Consider the following 2,562-nt stretch of genomic DNA (forward strand, 5'->3'; position numbering starts at 1 on the left):
AGGACCTCCGGGTCGGTGTCCCCCGAGGGCGGCCGGGCGTCGCGAGGGCACAGGGCGACGGCCCCGGCGGACAGCACCAGCCCGCGGACGAAGGCGTCGCCCTGACCGTGCCGCACGGCGGCGGGGGTGAAGCCGCCCCGGGCGCAGGTGGTCAGCAGGTCGTCGTAGAGGGCCGGGGCCGCCGCGCGGGGAAAGAGGATGAGGTCGTGGCCGGTCAGCGCGGCCAGGGGCACCTCGTCGAGCCCGGCGGCCGGAGCCCCGCGCGGCAGCAGCACCCCGAGCTCCCGCCGCAGTACCGGCCCCAGTTCCAGGCCGGAGACGTCGCACGGATGGTGGACGACGCCGACATCGAGCTCATGGGCCGCGAGCCGGGCGAGCTGCTGCGCGGTGGGCAGTTCGTGCAGCTCCAGCTCCAGTCCGCGGTGGCGGCGCCCGAAGTCCGCGAGCAGGGCGGCGACGGTCCCGCCCGAGAGATCCGGAGGGAGGGCCGCCCGCAGCAGCCCCGTCTCGCCGTCCCGCACCCGGCGCGCGGTGGCGAGGAACGCATCCGACCGGGCGAGGAGTTCGCGGGCCTCGCCCAGCAGCAGCCGCCCGGCCTCGGTGATCGTGACCTGACGGCTGGTCCGCTCGAACAGCCGGACGCCCAGCTCCCGCTCCAGCCGCCGCACGCGCTGCGACAGCGGCGGCTGGGCCATTCCCAGACGGGCCGCCGCACGGCCGAAGTGTGACTCTTCTGCAACAGCCACGAAGCACTCCAGGTGCCGCACCAGATCCACGACCAGTAATCATATCGGGTATTAATCAATGCATGATCGATAGCGGACTTGGACGGACGGTCCTCACCGCTGCTGTTCTCTGGACATGAACTCCTCCTTCTCCGCTCCCGGCATTCCTCCCGGCGGCCCCCGCCGCTCCCGCCCGCGCAGAACGGCCAGGTCGCTCACCGCCGTGGCCGCGGTGGCCGCGGTCGCCCTGGGCGGGGCGTACGCGGCCGGCCTCGGGCCCTTCGAGGGTGACACCGGACCCGACCCCGGGGCGGTGGCCGAGGCCCGCGCGTTCCTCGCGGACTGGGCGGCCGGACGGCTTCCGCAGGCCGCGGCCCGTACCACCGGACCCGACCGGGCGGAGCGGGTGCTGGCCAGCTTCACCACCGGACTCGACATCGGGGAACCGCGGCTCACGGCGGGGAAACCCGAGGAGACCGGCGACGGCACCCTCACCGTGCCCTTCACCGCGAAGATGCCGGTCACGGGCCTCGGCACCTGGACGTACACCTCCGAACTGCCGCTGCGGGAGCAGAAGGACGGTGCCTGGAAGGTGGACTGGACGCTCTCGCTGGTCCACCCGAGACTCACCGGCACGGAGAAGTTCCGCCTGGAGCGCGAGGAGACCGCCCCGGCCGAGGCAACCGGCCGTGACGGCGAGACCCTCTCCGCCGCCACCCACCCCTCGCTCGCCCCCGTCCTGGACCGGCTGGCCCAGGGCACGGACGGCGGCCCGCGCGGTGCGGTACGGCTCGTCGACCGGGAGACCGGGGAGGTGCTGCGCACCGAGGCGACCTTCGGCGGGAAGGACACGGACGCGGACGACGGCCCCGTCCGCACCACCCTCCACGCCGGCTGGCAGTCGGCCGCGGAACGCGCCCTCGGGAAGGCCGACGGCAAGAACGCCGCGCTCGTCGCCCTGCGCATCGACGACGGAGAGATCCTCGCCGTGGCCAACGCGCCGGCCTCCGGCTTCAACCGCGCCGTCTCCGGCACCTACGCACCCGGCTCCACCTGGAAGATCGTCACCAGTACCGCCCTGCTGCTGAAGGGCGCGGTCGCCCCGGACGACGTCGTGGACTGCCCCAGGTACCTGACGGTGGGCAAACGGTTCCAGAACGTCGAGACCTCCGAACACCCCGGTGCCACCTTCCGCAAGGACTTCACCGAGTCCTGCAACACCGCGTTCATCAGCCTGCGCGGCAAGCTCGGCGACGGAGAGCTGGGGGAGGTGGCGGAGAAGTACTTCGGGGTCGGCCAGACCTGGCACGTCGGCGTTCCCTCGTACGACGGTTCGGTACCGGTTCCGCGCGACGCGACGGAGAAGGCCGCGTCGATGATCGGGCAGGGTCGGGTTCAGGCCAATCCGCTGATCATGGCGTCGGTCACCGCCACGGCCGTGTCGGGCACCTTCCACCAGCCCTCGCTCGTCGCCGGTACGGAGGACACCACCGGCACGACCCCGCTGCCGCCGGAGGTCGTGACCCGGCTGCGCGCGCTGATGCGGGCCACGGTCACCGAGGGCACGGCCCGTGTCCTGGCCGGCCTGCCCGGTGACATCGGCGCCAAGACCGGCACCGCCGAGGTCTCCGACGACCAGGAGAACAACGGCTGGATGGTCGCCCACCGGGGCAATGTGGCCGTGGCCTGCGTGGTCGAGGAGGGCGTCACCGGGGGCGGCTCGGCGGGACCGGTGATCCGGTCCCTGCTGTCCGCCGTACCCGAGTCCTGACCGAACCGTCCGAAAGCGAGCACCCCCCGTGACCTCACACCTTTCCCGCCGTTCGCTGCTGCTGGC

2 protein-coding genes are annotated in these 2,562 nt (G+C 73.2%); one reads left to right on the top strand and one right to left on the bottom strand.

The window, feature by feature from the left end:
* The coding region (locus tag B9S61_RS04975; RefSeq protein WP_258039552.1) for a LysR family transcriptional regulator at window positions 1-746 on the bottom strand (746 nt) is incomplete at its 3' end.
* Between the two features lie 115 nt (window positions 747-861).
* On the opposite strand from B9S61_RS04975, the gene B9S61_RS04980 reads away from it, so the two are divergent.
* A complete protein-coding gene (locus tag B9S61_RS04980) occupies window positions 862-2,496 on the top strand; it encodes a penicillin-binding transpeptidase domain-containing protein (protein WP_103541102.1) in 1,635 nt (544 codons plus the stop codon).
* Window positions 2,497-2,562: the final 66 nt, after the last annotated feature.

Source organism: Streptomyces sp. SM1 (assembly GCF_002910825.1).
Lineage (GTDB): Bacteria > Actinomycetota > Actinomycetes > Streptomycetales > Streptomycetaceae > Streptomyces > Streptomyces okerensis.